The 20589-nt window shown below is 50.0% G+C and carries 14 protein-coding genes, 1 tRNA gene and 1 pseudogene; 13 read left to right on the top strand and 3 right to left on the bottom strand.

The features are described from left to right. Nucleotides 1-140 precede the first annotated feature (140 nt). The 3 genes from rnm to rluB all read left to right on the top strand — a co-directional run bounded on the left by rnm (nucleotide 141) and on the right by rluB (nucleotide 3056). Nucleotides 141-1043 (top strand): RNase RNM, encoded by a 903-nt coding sequence (gene rnm, locus BZG14_RS02955; RefSeq protein ID WP_077485743.1) that lies wholly within the window; start codon nucleotides 141-143, stop codon nucleotides 1041-1043. Nucleotides 1044-1149: 106 nt separating this feature from the next. Then, nucleotides 1150-1770: an L-threonylcarbamoyladenylate synthase gene (locus BZG14_RS02950; RefSeq protein WP_069362606.1), complete on the top strand. Its 621-nt coding sequence runs from the start codon at nucleotides 1150-1152 to the stop codon at nucleotides 1768-1770. 308 nt (nucleotides 1771-2078) lie between these two features. After that, on the top strand, nucleotides 2079-3056 hold the full coding sequence (rluB, locus tag BZG14_RS02945) for a 23S rRNA pseudouridine(2605) synthase RluB (protein WP_069362605.1): 978 nt from the start codon (nucleotides 2079-2081) through the stop codon (nucleotides 3054-3056). 308 nt (nucleotides 3057-3364) lie between these two features. Here rluB and BZG14_RS02940 read toward each other — a convergent pair whose 3' ends face one another. Further along, on the bottom strand, nucleotides 3365-4108 hold the full coding sequence (locus BZG14_RS02940; protein WP_069362603.1) for a YciK family oxidoreductase: 744 nt from the start codon (nucleotides 4106-4108) through the stop codon (nucleotides 3365-3367). A gap of 125 nt (nucleotides 4109-4233) precedes the next feature. On the opposite strand from BZG14_RS02940, the gene sohB reads away from it, so the two are divergent. The 4 genes from sohB (at nucleotide 4234) to BZG14_RS02925 (ending at nucleotide 9395) form a co-directional block, all read left to right on the top strand. Continuing rightward, nucleotides 4234-5313 carry a protease SohB gene (gene sohB / locus BZG14_RS02935; protein ID WP_077607941.1) on the top strand — a complete coding sequence of 360 codons (1080 nt, stop codon included), beginning with the start codon at nucleotides 4234-4236 and terminating at the stop codon, nucleotides 5311-5313. A gap of 98 nt (nucleotides 5314-5411) precedes the next feature. After that, the gene (locus BZG14_RS15990; RefSeq protein WP_268794217.1) at nucleotides 5412-5537 is read left to right on the top strand and encodes a hypothetical protein; all 126 of its coding nucleotides are present in this window, start codon (nucleotides 5412-5414) and stop codon (nucleotides 5535-5537) included. 161 nt (nucleotides 5538-5698) lie between these two features. Then, entirely contained in the window at nucleotides 5699-8329 is a 2631-nt protein-coding gene (gene topA, locus BZG14_RS02930; RefSeq protein WP_077607940.1) for a type I DNA topoisomerase, read from the top strand. Nucleotides 8330-8471: 142 nt separating this feature from the next. Beyond that, nucleotides 8472-9395: a TIGR01212 family radical SAM protein gene (locus BZG14_RS02925; protein WP_077607939.1), complete on the top strand. Its 924-nt coding sequence runs from the start codon at nucleotides 8472-8474 to the stop codon at nucleotides 9393-9395. Here BZG14_RS02925 and BZG14_RS02920 read toward each other — a convergent pair. Both BZG14_RS02920 and BZG14_RS02915 read right to left on the bottom strand, forming a co-directional pair. Beyond that, nucleotides 9382-12510 carry an efflux RND transporter permease subunit gene (locus BZG14_RS02920; RefSeq protein ID WP_077607938.1) on the bottom strand — a complete coding sequence of 1043 codons (3129 nt, stop codon included), beginning with the start codon at nucleotides 12508-12510 and terminating at the stop codon, nucleotides 9382-9384. The genes BZG14_RS02925 and BZG14_RS02920 overlap by 14 nt on opposite strands. Next, nucleotides 12503-13648 carry an efflux RND transporter periplasmic adaptor subunit gene (locus BZG14_RS02915; protein ID WP_077607937.1) on the bottom strand — a complete coding sequence of 382 codons (1146 nt, stop codon included), beginning with the start codon at nucleotides 13646-13648 and terminating at the stop codon, nucleotides 12503-12505. Before BZG14_RS02915 ends, BZG14_RS02920 begins: the two co-directional genes overlap by 8 nt. Nucleotides 13649-14452: 804 nt before the next feature. Here BZG14_RS02915 and BZG14_RS02910 point away from each other — a divergent pair. The 6 genes and pseudogenes from BZG14_RS02910 to BZG14_RS02885 all read left to right on the top strand — a co-directional run bounded on the left by BZG14_RS02910 (nucleotide 14453) and on the right by BZG14_RS02885 (nucleotide 20472). Next, a pseudogene (locus BZG14_RS02910) lies at nucleotides 14453-15825 on the top strand (multidrug transporter). 338 nt (nucleotides 15826-16163) lie between these two features. Beyond that, nucleotides 16164-17846 (top strand): dihydroxy-acid dehydratase, encoded by a 1683-nt coding sequence (gene ilvD, locus BZG14_RS02905; protein ID WP_198532005.1) that lies wholly within the window; start codon nucleotides 16164-16166, stop codon nucleotides 17844-17846. A gap of 285 nt (nucleotides 17847-18131) precedes the next feature. Then, nucleotides 18132-18485, top strand: a complete 354-nt coding sequence (locus BZG14_RS02900; RefSeq protein ID WP_069362591.1) for a DUF805 domain-containing protein — start codon at nucleotides 18132-18134, stop codon at nucleotides 18483-18485. 128 nt (nucleotides 18486-18613) lie between these two features. Then, nucleotides 18614-19132: a GrpB family protein gene (locus BZG14_RS02895; protein WP_077607936.1), complete on the top strand. Its 519-nt coding sequence runs from the start codon at nucleotides 18614-18616 to the stop codon at nucleotides 19130-19132. A gap of 164 nt (nucleotides 19133-19296) precedes the next feature. Next, nucleotides 19297-19383 (top strand) — tRNA-Leu (locus BZG14_RS02890). Nucleotides 19384-19593: 210 nt separating this feature from the next. Beyond that, a complete protein-coding gene (locus BZG14_RS02885; protein WP_069590163.1) occupies nucleotides 19594-20472 on the top strand; it encodes a LysR family transcriptional regulator in 879 nt (292 codons plus the stop codon). Nucleotides 20473-20589: the final 117 nt, after the last annotated feature.

Raw genomic sequence — 20589 nt, 5'->3', positions numbered from 1 at the left:
ATTCACCGTGCTCGCCGAGCGCTGATTAACTTGGCGCATTCGCATCGACTGAGCCCGCATGGCGCGTACTTAGCCTCAGGCTGATAAGACACAAACCGACAGTGCCAAGGCGCGAGCGCATTAAGGAAACCCGATACACCATGATCATTGATTTACATAGCCATACCACTGCCTCCGACGGCCGCCTATCACCAAAAGATTTGGTGCAGCGCGCTGTCGAGCGTCGCGTGGGCGTGTTGGCGATTACCGACCACGACACCACCGCTGGGCTGGTGGAGGCACAAGCAGAAATCGACCATCAACGCTTGCCTCTTACACTGGTCAATGGCATTGAAATTTCGACCTTGTGGCAGAACTTTGATATCCACATTGTAGGGTTGAATGTCGACCCCCAGCATCCGGCATTAACCGTATTGATTGCCGAGCAAGCTGAGCGACGCCAACAACGTGCTGAGCTGATTGCTGAGCGGTTAGAGCGCTCGCATTACACAGGGGCGCTTGCGGGGGCGCGTGAACTGGCTGGCGATGCGCCGCTCACCCGTGCGCATTTTGCGCGTTGGTTGGTCGAGCAAGGTCACGCGAAAACCATGCAAGCGTGCTTTAAGCGCTTTTTAACTCGAGGGAACACCGGCTATGCACCGCCTAATTGGTGTTCGATTGCAGATGCGGTTGCGGCGATCCATGAGGCCGGTGGGCAGGCGGTGCTTGCTCATCCGGGCCGATACAAGCTCAAAGCCAAGTGGTTGAAACGATTACTGACTGCGTTTTCTGACGCCAATGGCGATGCTATCGAAGTCGCTCTTCCTCAGCAGTCGCAACAAGAGCGTCGCTTGCTGGCCGATTACGCGCGAGATTATGGTTTGTTGGCCTCGCTGGGATCGGATTTTCATTATCCCTCTCCGTGGACAGAGTTGGGCCGCAATTTATGGCTACCCAAAGACAGTCAGCCGGTTTGGCATGACTGGACATGGTTAGACGCAGCGGAACAAAAATGGCAATCAGCAAATCAACTAGATAGCGACAAGCCAGACGCGTTACAATAACGAGATACGTTATATTGATAGCGATAAGGATTATCCGGCGCGCAGACCATTCACGCTGGATTTGCGGTGCGCATCCCGATGGGGTCAAGCTACAGCAGGAGGAACCATGAGTCAGTTTTTTTATGTCCACCCAGAGAACCCGCAAGCGCGGCTGATCAAACAAGCGGTGGAAATTGTCCGAAACGGTGGAGTGATCATTTACCCCACCGATTCGGGCTATGCGCTTGGCTGTCAGCTTGAGAACAAACAAGCGTTAGAGCGTATTTGCCGTATTCGCGATCTCGATAAAGATCATAACTTCACCTTGTTATGTCGCGATCTGTCTGAGTTATCACTGTATGCACGGGTCGATAACGTTGCATTTCGCTTGATCCGCAACAATACACCTGGCGCGTATACATTTATTTTCAAAGCGACCAAAGAAGTGCCAAAACGGTTGATGAATCCAAAACGGAAAACCATTGGCATTCGTGTTCCAGATAACCAAATCGCCCTGGATTTGCTCGAGGCGCTGGGTGAGCCGCTAATGTCGACCTCACTGATTCTGCCCGGTAATGATTTCACCGAATCCGATCCCGAAGCGATTCGCGATCAATTAGAGCACAGTGTGGATTTGATTATGCACGGTGGTGTATTAGGTGAGCACCCCACCACAGTGGTCGATTTTAGCGAAGGCTTGCCTGAAATTCGCCGTCATGGCAGTGGTGATCCCGCCCCGTTTGATTAATGCTAGACGACAGGTGAACCAACGCGTCGTGTCGCGCGTACTTATCCATGCAATGTTCTTGTTCTGATGTTGCGTCAACCTGTGGTTGACCTTCCATTCCCGCCCAGCCACCTTGCTGGGCGTTTTTTTGTCCCGGTGTTTTGCTATTGACTCAGCCACAACAGTTGATATGCCGTGAACGCGTGAAACTGGTTCTCTATCTCTACGCTTATTGGTATCATACACGGCTGGCTAACTTATTATCGTTAGCTCTTATGCCAACCGAGACAGTGATGACGCCTGTGAAGGCGACAGTAAGGTAAGAAAACATGAGCGAAAAATTACAGAAGGTGCTAGCGCGTGCTGGCGTAGGTTCACGCCGCGAGATGGAAGGCTACATCCAAGCCGGTCGGGTGAGTGTTAATGGTGCTGTTGCCAAACTGGGTGACCGCCTTGATGATCCCAGTGCGTTGGTACGTGTTGATGGCCACGCGGTGCAGCTTAATGCGCCTTCTGAGTCTGTGTGTCGCGTTCTTGCATACAACAAACCAGAGGGTGAGTTGTGTACGCGAAGCGACCCAGAGGGGCGTCGTACCGTATTTGATCGCTTACCTAAATTGAAAGATGCGCGTTGGGTTGCGGTTGGCCGTTTGGATGCTAACACCTCAGGCTTAATGCTGTTCACGACCGACGGTGAATTAGCGAATCGCTTGATGCACCCAAGCCGCCAAGTGCAACGTGAGTACATGGTGCGTGTGTTTGGTGACGTGAACGAAGATATGGTGAAAAACCTGGTTCACGGTGTAGAACTAGATGATGGCGTGGCACGCTTTGAAGACGTCGTTTATGCGGGCGGCGAGGGCATGAATCACACCTTTTATGTGGTGATCACTGAAGGACGCAATCGTGAAGTGCGTCGTTTGTGGGAAACCCAAGGTGTGACGGTAAGCCGTTTGAAGCGCGTGCGTTACGGCGATATCTATCTTGAAAAAGACTTGCCGCGTGGCGGTTGGCGTGAGATGGACCTTAAAGAGGTCAACTATCTGCGCGAAATGGTAGAGATGAAGCCAGAGTCGCAGACGGTGATCACGCCAGAAGATCAAAAGCGTAAAAAATCGCGCCAGAAGATCCGCCGTGCGGTACGTCGCTACGAGGAGCGTATCGACAGCAATGATAAGCCGAAGAAAACACGCCAGGCTCGTCGGGGTAATGGACCCGCAGCAGGGCCGAAAGGCGGAAGCCCGAAAAAGGGTAATCAGCGCTCGGGCGCGCCGCGTGGTAAAGGCAAACCAAGAACGCGTAAGTAAGTCTGCGTGATGTTCGCTAAAGCCCGGCCATGTGCCGGGTTTTTATTTTTGTGTGACGGGGTCGCTGTCATCGTGTTCTTTATTATTGATAGCAGCCATCTCATGCTAGCCGATCGCAAGCATCACCGTCGCTATCAGGTGCAAAACTGTCCCTATCTGCGACAAACTTGTTCGATAAAACCACTTACAGCTGTTTTGATGAATTGAACTGTTGGTATGGGGACGAGCGCAACATCAAAGTCAAACTCAGCATCGATTTTTAAATCGGTTTGCTAAAACGAGCGCCCCCAACCATGGGGGCGCTGTGCTTAGCGCTTAGGTTGTGCATCGATACATTGTCCGTGCTCACCAATACCTTCTGGTGCCATCAGATACAGATAGAGTGGCATAATATCCAATGGTGTTTTCAGTGTTTCTGGATCTTCCCCTGGGAACGCGCTCGCGCGCATACTGGTGCGGGTACCGCCTGGGTTGATGGCGTTGACACGTACCTTGGTATCAGACATTTCATCTGCCAGTACTTGCATCATGCCTTCGGTCGCGAACTTAGAAATCGCATAGCTGCCCCAATAAGCACGCCCTTGGTGGCCGACAGTCGATGTGGTAAACACTACGCGAGCATCGTCAGACTTTTTCAATAATGGCAACAGGGCTTGCGTCATCAGCATGGTCGCTTTGACATTCACTTGCATCACATCGTCATGTGACTTTTCATCAATTTGATCGAATGGGCTAAGCACACCGAGAAGGCCAGCGTTGTGCAACACGCCGTCTAAGCGCCCGAACTGCTGTTCAATGGTGTCTGCCATATCCAAATAATGCTGACGCGTGGCTCCCAGCATATCCAGTGGGATAATCGCTGGCTGTGGTGCGCCCATGGCATCAATTTCATCGTATACTGCTTCAAGTTTTTTCACGGTGCGACCGAGAAGGATGACAGTGGCGCCTTTCTCTGCATAGCTAAGTGCGGCTTGGCGGCCAATGCCAGCGCCTGCACCGGTCACCAAAATCACACGCCCTTCAAGCGCGTTTGAGCTTACTTGGTAGTCCACGATATAAATCCTTATTTATTGTTAAACGTAGATTATTGTAAGGTTGCAGGTAAAGTGTGACAACCAAGTGCGTGATGTACGGTTAACGGCATTGCCAACGTAGCGATAAAAAAGAGGATACAACATTGGATTTCATTGCGGATTATGGGCTTTTTCTGGCCAAAGTCGTCACTTTCTTATTAGCGGCATTTGTGTTGGTCGCTTTATTAGCGGCATTTGTGTTGGTCGCTTTAGTGCGCGCCGCGAGCGACAAAGGGGGGCAAAAAGGTAGCCTGAAGCTCACTGACTTGACTGAGCGGTTTAAAAATTATCGTCAATCGCTAGAGCAGCATTTGTACAATGAGTCGTCGTTAAAAGCGCGAGAGAAAGACGAGAAAAAAGCCAAGAAAAAGGAAGAAAAGGCGCAAAAAGCCGCAGCCAAAAAGCAGAGCGAATCATCGGCTCAACGAGATCCACAACTGTTCGTGATCCACTTTAAAGGCAGCATTGATGCCCGCGAAGTGGAGGCGTTACGCGAAGAGGTGACGGCGATTTTGTCGGTAGCAACCGAACAGGATGAAGTCTTGGTCAACGTCGAGAGTGGTGGCGGTATGGTGCATGGCTACGGCCTAGCAGCGTCTCAGCTGGCACGCTTCCGTCAAGCAGGGGTGCCCTTAACTGTGGCGGTCGATAAAGTAGCGGCAAGCGGGGGGTATATGATGGCATGCGTCGCGGATAAGTTAATTGCAGCGCCGTTTGCGATTATAGGCTCGATTGGGGTGATTGCCCAGCTACCTAACTTTAACAAGTTGCTAAAGAAAAACGATATTGAATTTGAGCAGCTGACCGCCGGTGAATTCAAGCGCACGCTAACCATGTTTGGTGAAAACACTGACAAAGCACGCGAGAAGTTCAAAACGGAGCTGGAAGAAACCCATGGTCTGTTCAAAGCGTTTATCAGCGAATACCGCCCGTCTCTCAATGTCGATGAGGTTGCCACCGGTGAGCACTGGTTTGGTAACCAAGCATTGGAGCGAGGATTGATTGATGAAGTCTGTACCAGCGACGAGTATTTATTCCAGGCGGCGAATAACGACCGAAAAGTGCTGTCGGTGTCGTACCAGCAGCGGAAGAACATTGCGGAAAAACTGGCTGGCGCATCCGCGGAAGTGGCCGATCGCGTGCTGCTAAAATGGATCAGTCGTGGTCAGCGTCCGTTGGTTTAATTCATATCCCGTGTGCTGTCTGTTGGTGCTAGACGTTAGACAACGGAGAGAAATAGCGGCAACAGGCGCCCGATAATGAGCGAAATAGTGGTAATAGTGTGAGCCAAGCCAAAGATTACCGCATCCACTTAGCTATTTTGCGTGCGGCAATGGTAATGATTAGCGCGTTTTTGCCGGAAACCGGCATGAAGAACAATCGGGATATTACCATCACAATTGCGTAACAATTGTGGAAGGGACGAGCAATCAGCGTGTTTTGCTGCGAATTTAGTTGATATTCGGCTAGACTCGCTCAATATTGTAAACAGATAGCGGCACTCCGCATGGAAGTGCAACGCAACGAATTTTCGACAGTTTTAGCGCAAAGGGCGTCAATTAGGTCATTATGGGCAAATCTCTCGTCATCGTGGAGTCCCCAGCAAAGGCGAAAACGATCAACAAATATCTCGGCAAAGACTTCGTGGTGAAGTCGAGTGTCGGGCATGTTCGTGACTTGCCAACTGGAGCGACGCAAGGCGGTAAAAAAGCCGCACCTGTGTCCACGAAAGGGCTCAGCGCCGAAGAAAAAGCGCGAATTAAAAAAGAAAAAGAACAGAAGGCGCTCATCAATAAGATGGGCGTTGATCCTTACAATGGCTGGCAAGCGAAATACCAAGTGTTGCCCGGTAAGGAAAAAGTCGTCGCCGAGCTTAAGTCACTGGCTGAGCAAGCGGACCACGTTTATCTCGCAACGGATTTGGACCGCGAAGGGGAGGCCATTGCTTGGCACCTGCGCGAACTTATCGGTGGTGATAACGACCGTTTCAAGCGCGTCGTGTTTAATGAGATCACCAAAAATGCGATTACACAGGCGTTTGAAGCGCCGGGTGACGTCAATATTGACGGTGTTAATGCGCAGCAAGCGCGTCGTTTTCTAGACCGTGTGGTGGGCTTTATGGTCTCGCCGCTGCTATGGAAGAAAGTGGCGCGTGGCCTATCGGCCGGTCGTGTGCAGTCGGTCGCAGTCAAGCTGCTTGTTGAGCGAGAGCATCAAATAAAGGCCTTTATTCCCGAAGAGTTTTGGGATGTGCATGCCGACACGCTCACACCGAAAGAGCAAGCACTGCGTTTGCTCGTGGCGCAGCACAACGGCAAGGCTTTTAAGCCGAAGAACAAAGATGAGGCCATGGCAGCGGTATCGGCGCTTGAGCACGCTAGCTTTGTGGTGCGTGATCGCGAAGATCGCCCGTCAACCAGCAAACCATCAGCGCCTTATATCACCTCAACATTGCAACAGGCGGCAAGTACGCGCCTGGGCTTTGGGGTGAAGAAAACCATGATGCTGGCGCAACGTTTGTATGAAGCCGGTTATATCACTTACATGCGTACCGACTCGACCAACCTCAGTAAAGAGGCGGTCGACGCGGCTCGTGGCCATATTGCCAGCGAATACGGTGAGAAATATTTACCTGAGTCGGCCAATGTCTACGGGGCTAAAGCCAACGCACAAGAAGCGCACGAAGCGATCCGACCTTCTGATGTGGGGGTTAAGGCCGATGATTTGCAGGGCATGGATCCCGATGCGCATCGTCTATACGACTTGATTTGGCGCCAGTTTGTGGCCTGCCAAATGGTACCGGCAAAATATGATTCGACCACTTTGACGGTCGATGCGGGCGATTACACCTTGAGAGCCAAAGGCCGTACGCTGCGCTTTGACGGTTGGACGCGGGTACAGCGTCCTTCTGGTAAAAACGAAGATCAAACCTTGCCAGCGGTTGAGGTGGGTGAATCACTGACACTCGACAAGCTTGATCCCAAGCAGCACTTTACTAAGCCACCCGCCCGTTATACCGAAGCGGCCTTGGTTAAAGAATTGGAAAAAGCGGGCATTGGTCGTCCATCGACGTATGCGTCTATTATTTCCACGATACAAGACCGCGGTTATGTGCGGGTCGAAAATCGTCGCTTCTATGCTGAGAAAATGGGTGAGATTGTCACAGACCGCCTCAACCAAAGTTTTGCCGATTTGATGGACTATGACTTTACCGCTCGCATGGAAGCATCACTGGATAAAATCGCGGAAGGTCAAGCTGACTGGAAAGGGGTACTTGACGACTTCTTTGCCGATTTCACCGCAGAGCTTGAACAAGCCGAGCAGGATGAAGACGAAGGTGGTATGAAGCCCAATAACATGGTGATGACAGATATCGACTGTCCAACCTGTGGGCGTAAAATGGGGATTCGTACCGCTTCGACTGGGGTGTTCCTCGGCTGTTCGGGTTACGCATTACCCCCGAAAGAGCGGTGTAAAACCACCATCAATCTGATGGATGAAGATGGCATTGTTAATGTGCTCGAAGAGGACGTTGAGACCGCTGATCTTCGGGCGATGAAGCGTTGTCCGATTTGTGAAACGGCGATGGACTCTTACCTCATTGATCAGCATCGCAAGCTGCATGTGTGTGGTAATAACCCGAGCTGTGAAGGCTACGTGGTTGAAAAAGGCGAGTTTAAGCCGAAAGGCTATGATGGCCCAGTGGTGGAGTGCGACAAATGTGGTAGCGACATGGTGCTGAAAAATGGCCGGTTCGGTAAATACATGGGGTGCACCAATGACGAGTGTAAGAACACGCGTAAGATCCTCAAAAATGGTGACGTGGCGCCACCGAAAGAGGATCCGGTGCACTTTCCAGAACTGCCATGTGAAAATTCAGACGCCTACTTTGTGCTACGCGATGGCGCTTCAGGCTTGTTTATGGCCGCGAGCAACTTCCCCAAATCCCGCGAGACACGCGCGCCGCTGGTGGAAGAGCTTCATCGCTTCAAAGAGCGTATTTCGGACAAGTTCAAATACCTTGCCGATGCCCCGCAGGAAGATCCCGATGGGCGTCCTACTGTGATTCGTTTTGCGCGTAAAACTAAAGAGAATTACGTGCGCAGCGAAGAAAACGGTAAACCAACGGGTTGGTCAGCCTTCTTTGTGGATGGTCAGTGGGAAGTCACTGATAAGCGCAAGAAGAAAGCCAAAGCCTAATAGGCGCACGCGCCAACGATTAAGCCCGCCGCTAAGGCGGGTTTGTTGTTTTAGAGAAAGCTTGCCCTTGCTTGATCCGCACCAATATCTTCTCGACAACAGTTGTTAAAATCCCGCCTTTGTCGTTTACCGCTGAGGCGTCATGGAGCTGCATCAACTTGTTAATACACTAGGCCAAGACTTAAAACACCGTTATGGCGAACGTGTCCATAAGCTGACGCTACATGGTGGTTTTAGTTGCCCCAATCGTGATGGCACGCTCGGACGGGGCGGCTGTACCTTTTGCAATGTCGCCTCATTTTCCGATGAAACCGCGCAGCACCAAACCGTTAGCGATCAACTGCGCCTGCGCTCGAAAGAGGTAGACCGAGCACGTCGTTATCTGGCGTATTTTCAAGCCTATACCAGTACTTATGGTGAAGTCGCGCGATTAAAGGCTTTGTACCAGCAAGCACTCGCGCGTGAAAACATGGTCGGGTTATGTGTCGGTACTCGGCCAGATTGTGTGCCTGAGCAGGTGTTGACGCTGTTGGYGGACTATCGTCAACAAGGGTTTGAAGTCTGGTTAGAGCTGGGTTTGCAAACCGGCCATGATAAAACGTTAAAGCGCATTAACCGTGGCCATGATGTGGCGGTGTACGAGCGGATCACTCAACAAGCCCGTGCGCTCGGTATCAAAGTATGCACGCATTTGATTGTTGGCCTGCCTGGAGAGGGCATCACCGATCATCAAACAACGATTGACCGTGTGGTGAGCACAGGCACCGATGGCATCAAATTGCATCCGCTGCATATTGTTGAGGGGAGTACCATGGCGAAAGCGTGGCGGGCGGGGCGTCAAAGCGAAATAACATTAGACGCCTACGTCGATAGCGCCACTATGATGATCCAGCGAACGCCCCCTGAGGTGGTGTATCATCGCGTGTCTGCGAGCGCGCGTCCACCGACGTTACTGGCCCCTTCATGGTGCGAGAACCGCTGGTTAGCGATGACCGCCATTGCTAACCAGCTGGACCAACATGGCGCACAAGGCACCGCGCTTGGTACTGCTTTTACTGCGCGTTAGGTTCTGATTGTGAGGACGATACGCCGGGAGTGAGCCGACGCAGCAGTTGGCCAATATCTTGCAACATCAGATATAAACACGGCACCAAAAACAGCGTTAGCAAGGTGGCAAACATCACCGCAAAGCCAAGTGCAACAGCCATTGGGATCACAAAACGCGCTTGCAGGCTGGTTTCAAACATAATGGGGAGTACCCCCGCAAAGGTGGTGATAGAGGTCAGTGTGATTGCCCGAAAACGGGCACAGCCGGCGTCGATCACTGCTTGTTTGATCGCAACACCCGCGTTGCGCGCTCGATTAATATAATCCGTCATCACCAGCGCATCGTTGACTACCACGCCTGCGGCGGCAATCAAACCAAATGTCGACATCATACTTAAATCAATATCAAACCAATAATGTCCCCAAATAGCCCCCGTTAAGCTAAAAGGGATCACAGACATGATAATCAGTGGTTGTGTGTAGCTTTTTAAGGGTACGGCTAACAACGCATAGACCACAATCATCCCGGCAATAAAGAAAAGCTTTTGTTCATCTTGCTGGGCTTGTTGTTCTTCAATCGAACCACTGAGTTCACTGGTAACCTCCGGGTAATCGGCCAATACCTCAGGTAGCACCGATTGCTGAATGGTCTCCACTACTTGATTGGGTTCCACTAACTCTTCATCAATCGCCCCATAGACATAAACCGTTCTAAATCCAGCTTCACGGCGCAGGCTACTCACCCCAGGTTGCTGTTCAAGTTTAACCACATCGCCCAACATAACTTGTTGACCGGTTGGGGTGGTGATCACCGCATAACGTAAGGATGAAAAGGCCTCCCGGGTTAATTTGGGATAACGCACCATGACTCTTATTTCTTCACCGTCACGGATCAGGCGCTGCGCTTCCCCGCCATAGAAACTCCCACCGACTTGTTGTGCAATGGTGGTGAGATCCAGTCCTAGATCATGAGCCACGGGCGTGAGGGAAATAAGCACTTCCTGGCTGCCGGAATCGATGGATGAGGACACATCAAAAAGGCCCGTTTGCTGGTTAAGGCGCGACATTAAAGCACGTCCGGCCGCATTGAGTGTGTCGATATTGGGCCCAAAAAGGAGGAAGCCAAACTCATCACCTTGCTCTCCACCATTCACGTCATCTTGAATGGTGAGTTTTTTAACCCCTGGGATCTCCGGCATCGCCTCGCGCCAGCGCCGTGACAATTCGAAGGTGGTAAAGGGGCGCAATGTATCATCGACTAAAGGGATCACCAGTTGTCCCGAGGTTCGCCCTTCATTAAATACGAGCGTGTCTTGCACCATGGCTTGGCCCGTTTCGGCTTCTGTGGCGTTATCGACCCGGTAGACCATACTTTCAATGGCTTTGAGTGCGGCAATGGTTTGCTCACTGGAGGCGTTATTGTTCATCTCAAGACGAATATTGGGAAAATCATGCGGGACTTTGGGCGTCGGCACCATACGCACGTGGCTGGCAACCACCAATGAAACACTGATAGCTAATAAGGCACCAAATAATGCGAAAGCCGACCAGCGCCAATGCACGGCGAAGGTGACGGCGCGGCGGTATGGCCCATTGACAAAGCGATGGAATTGCCGATTAAAACGCTGGCGAAAGCTATTTGATTTGGGCGTGGAAAAGTGGGTGTGCGCCAAGTGAGCGGGCAAAATAAGCTTCGACTCTACCAAGCTAAAGATCAGACACAAGATGACGATTGACGCGATGCCAAAGAAAAAGGCGCGTTCAGGGCCGCTCGACATAATAAAAGGGGCAAAGACGGCAATGGTGGTGAGCACGCCAAAAGTGGCGGGGGTGGCAACACGCTGCGCCCCGGCGACAACGTTATTGACACCGCCACCCTTGTGCTCCACTTCGGTATAAACACTTTCGCCGATAACGATCGCGTCATCGACGACAATCCCCAACACCATAATAAACGCAAATAGCGAAACGATGTTAATGCTGACCCCAATCACTGGCATTAACATGACCGCGCCAAGAAAGCATACGGGTAAACCGATAAGCACCCAGAGGGCAAGTTTAAAGCGCAAGAATAGTGTCAGCAGTAACGCAACCAGTACCGCCCCTTGTAATAAGTTTTTGAGCATCATATCAAGGCGGGCATTGAGATAGTGTGTCATATCGACCACCGATTTCAGTGCCAACCCGGCGGGCAATGTCGCGTTCTTTTCACTGATGTACCCTTTGACAGCGTCGGCGACAGTGACCATGTTTTCGCTAGCGGTGGCGTTCACCGAGAGAAAAATTGCATTCTGCCCCGAGTACTTAAAGTAGCGCTCGCCCTCTGTAAATCCGTCTTTAATGGTGGCAATATCCTGCAGCAATAACCGACTGCCGTTGGGGCCAATTTTGATTGGGATCTGGCGAAATTCATCACCGCGGTAGCGTTGATTCTCGACCCGAATTGCAATCATGCCGCTGTCGGTGCGTACCTCCCCGGCAGAGAAATTGGCGGAGTAGCGGGCAATGGCGTCACTCACCTGGTTAAGCGTGAGGTTATACTTGCGCAGAATACGGGGGGCCACTTCGATGGCAATCTCGTAGGTAGGGGCACTGAGCTCCACCAAGGTGACGTCCTTGAGTTGGAGGAGCTCGTCTTCAATGTCCTGTGCTGCGCGTTTAAGCTCAGTGAGTGGCTTATTGCCTACCACTGCCATCTGAATAACGGTTTGGCGAAACTCCACTTGCGCGACATTAAGCGGCTCCATCGACGCGGGGAGGTTGGACAGAGCGTCGACCTCTTGTTTTACGCGATCCAGGACGAGATTGAGATCTTCCCCAACATCCACTTCGATTTCGACTTGACCAAATCCGCGCCGCGCGTTTGAAACCACCGATTCGATCCCGGTGACATCTTTAATCGCCTCTTCGACTTTAACCAGAATACTTTCTTCGACCTCCTGTGGAGACGCCCCAGGATAGTCCGCTGTGATATGGATATAGTTGATTTCGATGTTAGGGAACATCTGTCGCTGAATGAAAAAGTAACTGGCAACCCCCATGATGAGTACAAACACCATGATCAGGTTTGCCGCAACCGGATTGTGGGCAAAATAGGCAATGAGCCCACGCGATGGCGTGTCAGCATTATTCATGTTCACCCTCCGGCGATACCTGCGATGCGACGCGAACCGCCATGCCAGGCTCGGGGAATTCAGGCAGCGTGGTAACCACTTGGTCATCATCGCTTAACCCTTGGTCAGCGTAGATATACTGGCCCTCCGTTCTTACCACGCGTAGCGTACGCGGGGTGAGTTTTCCCGCTTGGTTGACTACCCAAACTTGACGATTGTTTATCAAGGACTGCGGCAGCTTAAAGACGTTCTCCAACGTTGCCCCTTTGAACGTCGCCTCGATATAGCTGCCAAAAGGTAGGGCAGGTTTAGCCGACTGGATGCCGTAAGGATCATCAAGGCGCACCACTATCCGCATCATGCGCGTACTTTGCTCTACGATGCCGAGATCGCGCACCAGTCGCGCTTGGCGTTGAGCTGGCTCGCTGCCGTTGCGAGTAAGCTGAACCTCGATCCCCGCTAAGGGTGTAGGTAGAAAGAGGGTGTCGAAGCCAGCAATAGGCAAATGCACTTCCGCCGCCTCGATACTATTAAGTACCCCCACCGGGCTTCCTGCGTTGATGTACTGCCCAACCCCGACGTCTCGCGACACGACGAGTGCATCGTAAGGGGCAGTCACTTGGCAGTTGTCTAAGTCGCGTTGTGCACGTTTTAACGCTGCTTGTGCTGATTTTACGCGGGCTTTTGCGCTGAGGACTTGTGGCTTGCGTAGGTAAAGATCGGTGACTTGTGAGGGAGGAAGGCTTTTTGCTTGACGTTTTGCCACCGCGGCCTGGGCTTGTTCTTCTATCAAGGCCGCTTTTGCACTGGCAAGGTCGGCTTCGGCATTTAGTACCGCGGCTTGATAGTTCTCAGGCTCAATGGAAAACAGCACATCACCACGTTTAACAATGCCGCCAGCAACAAAGTTTGGATGCCAAGCGACGACTTCACCGGACACTTGAGCAGAAAGCTGTGTGGTCTCTACAGGGATGACCTCACCGTGCGCTCGTAAAACCACTTGGTGCTGGGTTGGGTGAACAACGCGTGTTTCAACAATCGGTGGTGGCGGGGACGCAGCATTTTCTTGGGGAGCGGATTCTGTTGCCGCGATGGCGGTATAGCCCAGATAGCCAAGACCGAGAATGATAAGAGGTAAAAACCAACGTAGTCCTTTCATTGATGCCGGGATCCTTTTTCGCCATGGCGTGGCGGTATATTGCACTATGGGGTGAGCTTAACGCTTCATTGACTAATCTATCACGCGAATCTGTTGATTGAATGACAGGTCAACCTAACTTTTGATGCGCATCAGTTTTTCTATAACAGCGAGTACGGCTTAATATGCAACAGCGATCGTTGTGCGGCGATGTAAAAAGCCCTCGATCGCGAGACAAGGCATTGTCGCGGGGGAGTTCCGATGACGTAAACACAGTTGTAGCTGTGGTTATTTTTCATAATAAAATTACATAACTCCCAAATTCCATGCACTTTTTTGCCGTTTTTGACGATAATAAAATGTTTTTTACGTAAAAAAACACCCTCATCTATCCATTCTCTTCTCGTTAATTTTGTAAGAAAAAATAAGATTGGCGACTTTTGCCGTTTTTGACGTGATTTCGTATTCGGATTCTATGATTTTTATTTCATTTTATTGACATTAAAATACGCTTCTCCGGAAGCTGTCATTTCTAAAGAAATGTATAAACAATTGTTTATAAATCACTTTGTGTTTTTTATGAATAGGATCCATGTCATAATACGGTCAAAAACATGCTCTATGTCATATTATTCGTATTAAAAATTAAGCTGTGATTGATATTTTTCTCTGCGTAATTAGTCTGAGGATGTGGTTACACGAAATGTGTAAGCAGCGGGGGAAAGCTGAAATATATTTCTCAGCTTTCAAATCGGTTTTGCACTCGACAAAACTTAATAAATCAACGAGGCAAAGCCAGTATCTTGCAGATAGCAGGAGTCTTTCATGAATAAAATGTTTAGCGTATTGACATTAGCTGCAGCGGTTTTTAGTGCGGTGGTGGCGGCGCCAGCATGTCACAAACATTATCCTCAGAGACATCACCTTTTTTTACTGAATCTACCTTAAGTGGGAATCTCAATTTTTGGATGCGATCCCGTGATCGCGCAGGTACAGATGCCAACGGCAACGATACGGCCAAAGAAACCAACCTTGACCATGGCTCTATCTACGCAAATCTTGCCTTTAACTCAGGCTATGCTGCGGAAGTGGTTGGACTTGATTTGATGGCCTTTAGCACCTTTGATATGTGGCAAAACGGTAGCCCGGACCACGAAATGAACTTTTGGGGCGTGAATAATCCCTTTGATAAAGAGCCAGATGATAGCGAATGCACGGGCGCATGGGACGATGTGTGCACGGATAATGGTGTATCTCTGGCTACTGCGGCGGCTAAGTTTAAATTTGGCGAAAACGTAACGGCGAAGCTGGGTTATTTTCAGCCTTCAGTACCAAGCACGATTGGTATTAACTGGTCGTTTGCGCCGGGCACTCATGTAGGTGGGGAGTTAGGCCTGAGTGTCGATAATCTTGATCTGGGCCTTGTGGTCTCCGAGCGCTATAAAGCGCCTTGGTTTAAAGAAACCTATGAATTTCAAACGACCGATGGTGAAGACGCTGGTACCGCCTATTCGTTAGGGGCGCGGTATACATTGGATAATGATGTTTCTATCGATGCGGCTTATGGGGCTTTAAGTGACGGTGACCGTTGGAATGCCCATCTCAAAGTCAAAGGCACCACTGAGGGTGGCGTGTATTGGTCGCCGCAACTTTATGTGGTCGATGATGATGAGCAATATGATAGCACGGCATTCCAGCTAGCGATGCTTACCAGTATGTCATCAGGTCAATACTCTTATCGTGCAGAGGCCACCTATACCGAAGCCGACTCCGGGGATCCTGCCAAGGTGCAAAATTTAGCGTATCGCTTGACGAGTCAATATGGTGGCTCGAACGGTACCTATGACATTTGGTGGAATAACCGTTCCGACTTTAACCACGATGAAGAACTGGCGGTATTTGGGTCGTTATCGCGTGATTTCTCGGATATTGGTGCAAAAGGCTTTAGTGCAGGCTTTAACGGCGCTTATGGCTTTGGCTCATCCGCCAAGGGGTACGATGATCTAAAAGAATACTCTTATAGCCTGTTTGCGAATTACGCCATTCAAACGGGTGCACTTAAAGATGCGAAAGTAAGCTTCTACTTCACGCAGTACTTTAACGATACCGATGCGCCGAGCTGGAAAGGGTATACCAATCTCTTCCAAGACGAAGATGACTTTAAGCTAACGTTAGCCATTCCTTTCTCCATTAAGTAACGTCTTTTTTGGTACTGTCTTTTAGCTGGGCCCAGTGCTCAGCTTTTTTTATGTGCTGTGCAATCAAACTACATCAGGTTGCCAGCGCATTTGGATGAATATCACTGGCTTTGGTTAATCGTGCTGTGAAGTCAAAATGCTGCTAATCACTGGCAATGCCCACACAATATTCGACCCTTTATCTTTCCACCAAAAATCACTATGACAAAACAAGTAAAAAGTCGCACTAAGTCGCTTAACAGCATGTTATGTCGCTGGAACATTGATAGATTGGTCAGCCTTGGTAAGGTGGCCCTATAATCACTAACAAATAAAATGTTGAATTATTAAGAGAGGGTATGATGAGTAAGAAGCGCCGGTATTCATCGGAAGTGGTTGATGGGGTGTCTAAAGCACCGGCTCGTGCCATGTTGCGCGCGACTGGCTTTGAAAAGCAGGATTTCTCAAAACCGCAAGTGGGCATTGCTTCGACTTGGAGCATGGTGACACCGTGCAATATGCATATCAACGAACTGGCCGATCATGCCTGCAGTGGTGTGGACGCTGATGGTGGTAAGGGCGTTATCTTTAATACCATTACCATTTCTGATGGTATTGCCAATGGTACGGAAGGTATGAAGTATTCTTTGGTCTCTCGTGAAGTGATCACGGACTCCATTGAAACGGTTGCGGCATGCCAAGGTTTTGATGGCTTGGTGACCATTGGTGGTTGCGATAAAAACATGCCCGCTTGCGTTATTGCCATGGCCCGACTTAACCGGCCTTCTATTTTTGTCTATGGCGGAACGATCAAACCGGGTGCAAATCATACCGATATCGTGTCTGTATTCGAGGCAGTGGGTCAGCATGCTAAAGGCGATATTGAATTAATAGATGTTGAAAAGATAGAGAAAACGGCCATTCCTGGCGCAGGTTCTTGTGGTGGTATGTACACCGCGAATACGATGGCATCCGCTATTGAAGCCTTGGGATTAAGTTTGCCGGGCAGTTCAGCTCAAGAAGCGATCTCACAAGATAAGCGTGCGGATTGCGAAGCGGCGGGTAAAGCGGTGGTGCGTTTAATCGAAGAGGGCATTCGCCCCTCAGACATTATGACGCGGGAAGCATTTGAAAATGCCATCACTGTGACCATTGCGCTTGGCGGTTCAACCAATGCGGTGCTGCATTTGTTGGCTATGGCGAATACGGTTAATGTAGATTTAAGCTTGGATGACTTTACACGCCTAGGGCAAAAAGTCCCTGTGCTTGCGGATTTGCGTCCAAGTGGTCAGTACATGATGTCAGAGCTTGTGGCCATTGGTGGTRTTCAACCATTGATGAAGCGTCTATTGGACGCGGGTCTATTGCATGGTGATTGCTTAACGGTGACAGGAAAAACCTTGGCGGAGAACTTAGAGGAGGTTGAAGACTATCCTGATCACCAAGATATTATTCGTCCGTTTGATAATCCTATTAAGCAAACCAGTCACTTGGTGGTATTGAAAGGCAATGTCTCTCCGACGGGGGCCGTGGCAAAAATCTCGGGCAAAGAGGGTACGCAGTTTACTGGTCGTGCTCGCGTATTCCACTCTGAAGAAGAAGCCTTGCAAGCGATTTTAGATGGCAAGATCGTAAAAGGGGATGTGATTGTTATTCGCTACGAAGGACCCAAAGGGGGCCCAGGCATGCGCGAAATGTTGAGTCCAACTTCTGCCGTGATGGGGCGTGGCTTGGGTAACGACGTTGCACTGATCACGGATGGTCGCTTCTCTGGGGGGAGTCATGGTTTTGTCGTAGGCCATGTGACACCGGAAGCCATGGATGGTGGCCCCATCGCAATAATTGAAGATGGTGACACCATTTCTATTAATGCTGATGATATGTCGATTGATGTCGATTTAACGCAAGCCGAAATGAATCAGCGTTTAAGTCAGTGGCAACAGCCAGAGCCACGATACAAACGCGGCGTATTGGCAAAATATGCCAATACTGTGATTTCCGCAGCGGAAGGGGCGGTGACTGACCAAGATCTAAAACTATAAATCGTTGTTGAGTTTTACGGTTTATCACTTGGTTGCTCAGCCAGTCTTAGCGCTTCACCAAGGTTTGAATGTGCTGTGCAATCAAATTACATAAGGTTGCCAGCGCATTTTGGTGAGCAACACCGGTTTTGGTTAATCGCGCTCTCGAGTAAAAATGCTGTCAATCAGTGATAAGGCTCTCAAGCTGATGATAAAGCGGTCGGATGTCTTATCGTTGAAATAGTACTGGCTGGAGCCTCGTTCTATGATACACGCGAACACTTTTTAACTAAAACAGGGTTACGTATGGAATGGTATTTAAAAGTGCTGCGTAATTATGCCACTTTTTCAGGGCGCGCCCACCGTCGCGAGTATTGGATGTTCTTTCTGATTAACTTTTGTATCTCGTTGGCGCTTAACATTGTCGCTGAAGCAACGGGATTAGTGTTGCTGAGCATTGTGTATTCATTGGCGGTACTACTGCCAACCTTAGCGGTGACATCAAGACGTTTGCATGATACCGGGCGCTCAGCATGGTGGTTGCTCATCTCACTGATCCCTATTCTCGGAATGCTTGTATTGCTGGTGCTTTGCGCGTTGGAAGGGGATCAAAATAGCAACCAATACGGTTCTAACCCCCAGCTTGCGGAAGGTGTTTAGCACGATGGAGTGACTTGCTTGCATGAGAACGGCTGTTACGACAAACACCGAGTTTGATGACAGTCGATAGCCTGCTCATGGCGAGTGACTCGGTTTTTCAGCATTCCTCTTTCCAACTTAGGTGCTACATGATTATACTCGAGCCCTACCAATTAGTTGACGCTAGTTTTTCTCCGTGGCGTCCTATTTATTTAGACGTTGCTCAGGCCCTGTCTGATCGTATCTCGACACCTGATATTGAGGTACTGCATTTTGGCTCCACGTCAGCCAAAGTAGGAGGCAAGGGGATTATTGATTTATCCATTCTCTATCGTTCCGGCGAACGCGACCATGCTGTCGCTCATCTCTATGCACTCGGTTTTCAAGATCAGCACAGTGATCAGCCTTTTCCCGAACACCGTCCTCGCAAAGATGCCTCTGTAACCTATCAAAGTGAGCGGTTTCTGATCCATGCTCACGTGATTGAAAAAAACAGTGAAGAGCATCGTCGCCAAATGGCGTACAAACAGTATTTGCTCGATAACCCTAGTGTACGCATTGAATATGAAAACAAAAAGCGCGCCATACTCGCTCAAGGTGTGCGTGATCAAGATGTTTACGTCAAGCACAAAGCTCCTTTTGTAAAGGGGGTTTTGGCGGAACTTTAAAGGCGCATGTGCAGCATGATTCACCTCTATCGTTCTGCCTGCTTTTCAACCATCTGAATCAAAAAGAATAAAAGGGCTATTGACCTCGGGTTAAATTTCATTAAAGTACAGTCTCGTTCGCAGCGCAGTCTGCGGACTATGGTGCTACCACGCATAACTGCGTTGCCCTGGTGGTGGAATTGGTAGACACAAGGGATTTAAAATCCCTCGGCGTTCGCGCTGTGCCGGTTCAAGTCCGGCCCGGGGCACCATAGCACTTTCATAATCCCTATCTGTATTCTATCTCGAGTAAAATAGTCTCATTCTGTCGCGCCTCAAACACAGAGAGCTTGGCGTTTTCTGATACGCAGTAGGTCGCTACGAATAATTGCATAATCGCCGATAGTTTAAGGATGCTGACAAGCGGTAATAGCGCTTTGTGTCTTTGCCGCGCTCCGGTAGGATAGCGAGAGGAGGGCGGCATGAATCTAACCCAAATTGATGCGTTTTGTGCAGTCGCAGAGACTGGCTCAGTGTCTGAAGCTGCACGTCAGCTGGATGTGAATCGTTCACGATTGAGTATGGCGATTAAAGCGCTCGAGCAATCACTTAACGCCGAATTGTTCTATCGCACCGGTAACCGTCTGACACTGTCGGAAATCGGCAAAGCCGTTTACAAAGATTTCGAGAGTATATCGGTCACCGCGGCCCGCATTCGTCGCACGTGCGAGCAAGCGAACGCGGGCTTTAATGCCGAAGTGTGGATCGCGCGTGATGATGCGATCCCCGATCAACTTTGGCAGGACTGGGCGCACCAGCTAAACAAGCGCTTTACGGCGACGTCCTTCAACCTCGTATTGGCGTCGAGCGGTGATCTGGCCAATTTGGTTGAAACGCAACAAGTCGATTTTGCCTTTGGAGTAGACTACGAACGGATTGACGATCCGCGCATCAACTATCAACCGCTGGGTAAAATTCGCATGATGTCGGTGTGCAACAGTGAGCATCCATTGAGTCGATTGCGTCGAGTCAGTGATGATCAATTGCGTAATGCCATGCAAGCGGTAATGGTCTATCTCAATGAAAAAGACAATCCCGAGCTGCAACCTTTCTCACGCCGCTACATTGGCTTTTCCAGTTTTGAATATATGCTCAATACCATCTTACAAGAAGAAGCGTGGGGCGTGTTGCCTGAGCCGCTGATCCGGCAATACTTACGAGAACAGCGCTTAGCAGTGATCAAACATACCTATGGTTTGACCCAAGAAGACTATTGTCTATTCACCGCCTCAGGGATGGCCGAGCATCCGGGAATCCAATGGCTGAGTGATAGCATTACTAACTACTTGTTTGATTTCTAAATACGCGGCTCGATAAGTGGTTTTTCAATAGGTTGCCATACAGGTTAAGCAAAACTTAACCTAGGTTAAAAAGTTTAAGATTTTCTGAACACCTACCGAGCGCTACAATGCCGTCAC

Origin of the sequence: Salinivibrio sp. IB282, assembly GCF_001995685.1 — a bacterium.
Taxonomy (GTDB): Bacteria; Pseudomonadota; Gammaproteobacteria; order Enterobacterales; family Vibrionaceae; genus Salinivibrio; species Salinivibrio kushneri.
Note: the sequence above shows the minus strand (reverse complement) of the source record. Positions and strands in the feature narration are given on the sequence as shown.

Coding starts and splice junctions, on each gene's coding strand:
- rnm (WP_077485743.1), top strand. CDS start 141: ATGATCATTGATTTACATAGCCATACCACTGCCTCCGACGGCCGCCTA.
- BZG14_RS02950 (WP_069362606.1), top strand. CDS start 1,150: ATGAGTCAGTTTTTTTATGTCCACCCAGAGAACCCGCAAGCGCGGCTG.
- rluB (WP_069362605.1), top strand. CDS start 2,079: ATGAGCGAAAAATTACAGAAGGTGCTAGCGCGTGCTGGCGTAGGTTCA.
- topA (WP_077607940.1), top strand. CDS start 5,699: ATGGGCAAATCTCTCGTCATCGTGGAGTCCCCAGCAAAGGCGAAAACG.
- BZG14_RS02920 (WP_077607938.1), bottom strand. CDS start 12,510: ATGAATAATGCTGACACGCCATCGCGTGGGCTCATTGCCTATTTTGCC.
- BZG14_RS02915 (WP_077607937.1), bottom strand. CDS start 13,648: ATGAAAGGACTACGTTGGTTTTTACCTCTTATCATTCTCGGTCTTGGC.
- BZG14_RS02900 (WP_069362591.1), top strand. CDS start 18,132: ATGGAATGGTATTTAAAAGTGCTGCGTAATTATGCCACTTTTTCAGGG.
- BZG14_RS02895 (WP_077607936.1), top strand. CDS start 18,614: ATGATTATACTCGAGCCCTACCAATTAGTTGACGCTAGTTTTTCTCCG.
- BZG14_RS02885 (WP_069590163.1), top strand. CDS start 19,594: ATGAATCTAACCCAAATTGATGCGTTTTGTGCAGTCGCAGAGACTGGC.